The sequence below is a fragment of the Streptomyces sp. NPDC041970 genome (assembly GCF_055588985.1).
The window spans coordinates 219,297-224,487 of the sequence record NZ_JBVJCD010000003.1; the positions used below are offsets into that span (position 1 = coordinate 219,297).

At 68.7% G+C, this 5,191-nt stretch carries 3 protein-coding genes; 2 read left to right on the forward strand and 1 reads right to left on the reverse strand.

The genetic code is table 11. The features are described from left to right. Window positions 1–126: 126 nt before the first annotated feature. Entirely contained in the window at window positions 127–2,787 is a 2,661-nt protein-coding gene (locus tag ACZ6EJ_RS03535) for a transglycosylase domain-containing protein (RefSeq protein WP_469264239.1), read from the reverse strand. Window positions 2,788–3,187: 400 nt separating this feature from the next. On the opposite strand from ACZ6EJ_RS03535, the gene ACZ6EJ_RS03540 reads away from it, so the two are divergent. Together ACZ6EJ_RS03540 and ACZ6EJ_RS03545 are read left to right on the forward strand one after the other, a co-directional pair. Further along, window positions 3,188–3,871, forward strand: a complete 684-nt coding sequence (locus ACZ6EJ_RS03540) for a PadR family transcriptional regulator (protein ID WP_469264240.1) — start codon at window positions 3,188–3,190, stop codon at window positions 3,869–3,871. 59 nt (window positions 3,872–3,930) lie between these two features. After that, window positions 3,931–5,013 (forward strand): inositol-3-phosphate synthase, encoded by a 1,083-nt coding sequence (locus ACZ6EJ_RS03545; protein WP_469264242.1) that lies wholly within the window; start codon window positions 3,931–3,933, stop codon window positions 5,011–5,013. The last annotated feature ends 178 nt before the right edge of the window (window positions 5,014–5,191 follow it).

Sequence of the window (5,191 nt, forward strand, 5' to 3'; positions counted from 1 at the left end):
ACCACCCCGCCCTACCACCCCCCCCCCCCCCCCCCCCCCCCCCCCCCCCCCCCCCCCCCCCCCCCCCCCCCCCCCCCCCCCCCCCCCGCGGTGGTGGAGCTGCCCGTCACGGGCCGGGGGCGGCCGTCAGCCGGAGCCCCAGATGGAGTTGCCGCCTCCGGGGTTGCCGCTCGGCCCGCCGGGCCCGCCGCCGCCGTCGTCGCCCGCGCCACCGTCCTGGCCGCCGTCGCCTCCGCCGTTGTCGCCTCCGCCGTTGTCGGCGCCGCCGTCACCGCCGGCGTTCGCACCGCCGTCGGCGCTCTGGCACTCCCAGTCGATGACGCCGCAGGTCTTGGTCGGCGTCGGCGTCGGCGTGGGAGTCGGCGTCGGGGTGGTGGGGCTCGCGGTGGTCGGCGTCGGCGTCGGGGACGTCTCCTCGGACGGCTCCTCCACCGGGGTGGGGCTGGGCGTCGGGCTGGGGCTGACCGCACCGCCGCCCCACACGGCCTCGCCGAGATCCTGCGGCTTCGGGAAGGGGACGGCCTTCATGCCCTTCATCGCCACCGTCATGTAGTCGTGCCAGATGGAGGCCGGGAACGAGTTTCCGTGGATCTTCTTCTCGCCACCGGTGCCGAACATCATCTCGAACTCGCGCTTGGTGTTCTTCTCGTCGTCGTCGAGCCGGAACATGCTGATCGCCGTCGAGATCTGCGGGGTGTAGCCGACGAACCAGGCGGACCGGTTGCCGTCCGTGGTACCGGTCTTGCCCGCGGCCTGCCGGCCGTCGAGCCGGGCGGGCTTGCCGGTCCCCTTCTCCACGACGTTCTTCAGCACGTCCGTGACGTTGTCGGCGATGGCCGGGCTGAAGGCGCGCTCGGGCTTCCTCTCATGCCGGAAGACGACCTCGCCTTCCCGCTTGACCTCGGTCACCGAGTACGTGTCGTTCTGCTGGCCGCTCGTGGCGAAGGTGGCGTAGGCGCCCGCCATGCGGATGGCGCTGGGCGAGGAGGTGCCGATGGAGAACGACGGCACGGTGGAGTTGGCCATGAAGGCGTCGTCCTTCAGCCCGGCCTTCACGGCGACATCCTTGACCTTGTCCGTCCCGACGTCCATGCCGAGCTGCACGAACGGGGAGTTGGCGGACTGCTCCATGGCGTACCGCAGGTCGATGTCTCCGTAGTCGGCGGCGCCGTCGTTCGTCTGGAGCCACTCGTTGTCGTTCTCGTCCTTCCAGACCTTGCCGGTGTAGTCCCTGATGCGGAGCTTGTTGTCGCCGTTGTAGATGCTCTCCGGGGAGACCTGGGTGCGCTGGGAGTTGGACTGCTGCGGCCCGAGGTTCGGGTCGCGCACGCCGTACTCCATCGCCGCGGCCAGCACGAAGGGCTTGAACGTCGAACCGACCTGGGCGCCGGTCGCGTCCGCGTTGTTCGTGAAGTGCGTGGTCGCGTCCTGGCCGCCGTACGTGGCGATGATGGCCCCGGTCTTCGCGTCCACCGAGGCGCCGCCGAACTCGACGTGCGTGTCCGTCTTGGGCCGCTCCTCGGGGCGGATCTTGGCCTTGTAGACCTTGTCCACCGCCGCGGAGAGCTGCTTCACCTGGGCTTCCCGGAAGGTCGTCCTGATCTCGAACCCGCCCAGTTCGAGATCCTCGGCGTCGATGCCCTTGTCGTTGTTGGCGAGGAAGTACTTCTTGGCGAGGTCCACCAGGTAACCGGTCTGACCGCCCAGCTTGGCGTCCGTCTTCGGCGGATGGGGCATGGGGAACTCGGTGTACTTGGCCCGCTCCTCCGCCGTCATCCGCTTGTCCTTGACCTGCTCGTCGAGGATCCACTTCCAACGCGCCTTGGCCCGCTTGGTGTTCTTCTCACGGGTGGCGTTCTTGGGGTCGATCTCGGGGGCGCCGGCCGGGTCGTAGTAGCTCGCGCCCTTGAGCAGTGTGGCGAGGAACGCGCACTCGCTGGGGTCCAGCTCGGTGGCGTCCTTGCCGTAGTACGTACGCGCCGCCGCCTGCAGCCCGGACGCCCCGCGCCCGTAGTACGAGACGTTGAGGTAACCCGCCATCACCTCGTCCTTCTTCATCTCGCCGCCGACCTTGAGCGTGATGAAGAGCTCCTTGAACTTCCGGGTCAGCGTCTGGTCCTGCGAGAGCCGGGAGTTCTTGACGTACTGCTGGGTGATCGTCGACCCGCCCTGGGTCTCACCGCCGGTCGCCATGTTGAACAGCGCACGGCCGATGCCCACCGGGTCGATGCCGCGGTCCGTCTCGAAGCTCTTGTTCTCGGCCGAGATCACGGCGTTGCGCATCGCCACCGGGATCTGCGCGAACTTGATCTCCTGGCGGTTCACCACCCCACCGGTCGCCACCATCTGCGAGCCGTCGGCCCACAGGTAGACGTTGTTCTGCGCCTGAGCCGCCTCGTTGATGTTCGGCTTGGTCACCAGGGCGTACGAGATGCCCCCCACGATCATGAGCAGCGCGAAGAAGCCGAGCCCGACGCCCGACACCAGCTTCCACGAGGGGATCCAGCGGCGGAATCCGTACCGGCCGTGGCGCGGGTAGTCGACCAGGCGCTTCTTGCCGGGCCCCCCGGTGTCCCGCCCCCTGCGCCTGCCGCCCCGCTGCGCCGCACGGCGGGCTTCGGCACGGCTGCTGTACGGGCGTTCCTCACCGTCCGCCCCGGAAGGTGACGCGGACGTTGCCCTGCGTGACGGGACCGCCCGGCGTCCGGTCGACTGCTGGGCGGCTCTTCTGGCCGCGGCCCGCCCGCCACCCTGTGGCTGAGGCGATTTGCGACGGTGCTCGCTCATGGAACGACTACTCCTAGGGCAGGCGAGAGCGCCTGGAAGCGGCAGTTGAGATCCGGTCCCCCCGAATGACGGACGAGCCGCAGCGGAAGGCTCATCCGCAGAACACCCGGTCGTCCGCGATGACTGACGCGTGATGGCGCCTCGCGGTTCCCGGTGGTCTGCATGGCGCACAGACTACGCACGGTCAAAACCCACCTAGCGCCGAACTTCACCCCAAACCAGGCAAGTCGAACGCGGCGAATTACCGATGTGACGCCGTTCACGAAGGTCACCCTTGTCGAACCGGAAGGACCGATCTATCGTGCTGATGTATCGAGTCGATACATCAGCACGGCATAAGCACCTCCGTGGGCCCGGCGGACCGGACTCGCAAGAGCAGCGGGAGAAGAAGGAGGCGACAGTGAGCCGACGCTCCGGCATCCTGGAGTTCGCCGTCCTCGGCCTGCTCCGTGAGTCCCCGATGCACGGCTATGAGCTGCGCAAACGCCTCAACACCTCGTTGGGGATCTTCCGTGCGTTCAGCTACGGGACCCTCTACCCCTGCCTCAAGACGCTGGTCGCCAACGGCTGGTTGATCGAGGAGCCGGCCGGCCCGCCGGTGGAATCGACGCCCGCCTCCTCCCTCACCGGACGCCGGGCGAAGATCGTCTACCGGTTGACGGCGGCAGGGAAGGAGCACTTCGAGGAGCTGCTCTCGCACACCGGTCCGGACGCCTGGGAGGACGAGCACTTCGCGGCGCGCTTCGCCTTCTTCGGCCAGACCGAACGAGAAGTGCGGATGCGGGTCCTGGAGGGCAGGCGCAGCCGGCTGGAGGAGCGCCTGGAGAAGATGCGCGCCTCCCTCGCACGCACGCGGGAACGACTCGACGACTACACACTTGAGCTGCAGCGGCACGGCATGGAGTCCGTGGAGCGCGAAGTGCGCTGGCTGAACGAGCTCATCGAGAGCGAGCGGTCGGGACGGGACCGGCGACGGTCCGCGCCCGAGGGCTCCGCTCGTCAGGACACACCAGGAGAGACGGGCGGCCTGCCCCGGCGCCGGGACGACACCCCGCCGGACCCGTCCGACGACACCGCCAAGTGAAGTCGTCGCACTCCGCGGGGACTTCATCGGAAACACCGATCACACAGGGAGCAACCGGAATGGGTTCGGTTCGCGTAGCCATCGTAGGCGTGGGCAACTGCGCCGCCTCGCTGGTGCAGGGCGTCGAGTACTACAAGGACGCCGATCCGGCCGGCAAGGTGCCCGGCCTGATGCACGTCCAGTTCGGCGATTACCACGTCAGCGACGTCGAGTTCGTCGCCGCCTTCGACGTCGACGCGAAGAAGGTCGGCCTCGACCTCGCGGACGCCATCGGCGCCAGCGAGAACAACACCATCAAGATCGCGGACGTGCCGCACACGGGTGTGACCGTCCAGCGCGGCCACACCCACGACGGTCTGGGCAAGTACTACCGCGAGACGATCGAGGAGTCCGCGGACGCCCCGGTCGACATCGTCCAGGTCCTCAAGGACCAGCAGGTCGACGTCCTCGTCTGCTACCTGCCCGTCGGCTCCGAGGTCGCGGCGAAGTTCTACGCCCAGTGCGCCATCGACGCCAAGGTCGCCTTCGTCAACGCCCTCCCGGTCTTCATCGCCGGCACCAAGGAGTGGGCGGACAAGTTCACCGAGGCCGGTGTCCCGATCGTCGGCGACGACATCAAGTCCCAGGTGGGCGCCACCATCACGCACCGCGTGATGGCGAAGCTCTTCGAGGACCGGGGCGTCATCCTGGACCGCACGATGCAGCTCAACGTCGGCGGCAACATGGACTTCAAGAACATGCTGGAGCGGGAGCGGCTGGAGTCCAAGAAGATCTCCAAGACGCAGGCCGTCACCTCGCAGATCCGCGACCGCGAGCTCGGTGCGGACAACGTCCACATCGGCCCCTCGGACTATGTGGCCTGGCTGGACGACCGCAAGTGGGCGTACGTGCGCCTCGAAGGCCGCGCGTTCGGCGACGTCCCGCTGAACCTCGAGTACAAGCTCGAGGTGTGGGACTCCCCGAACTCGGCCGGCGTCATCATCGACGCCGTCCGCGCCGCGAAGATCGCCAAGGACCGCGGCATCGGCGGCCCGATCCTCTCGGCCAGCAGCTACTTCATGAAGAGCCCTCCCGTGCAGTACTTCGACGACGAGGCCCGCGAGAACGTCGAGCGGTTCATCAACGGCGACGCCGAGCGCTGAGTCGGTCCTCCCGGCCGACGACCCCACCGGAGGCGATGAGCGGCGACGCCCACCGCCTCCGGCCGCACGGCGGGGGGGGGGGGGGGGGGGGGGGGGGGGGGGGGGGGGGGGGGGGGGGGGGGGGGGGGGGTTGTGGTGGTGGTGTGTGTGTGTGCGTTCTGTCTTTTCTTGTGGCTAT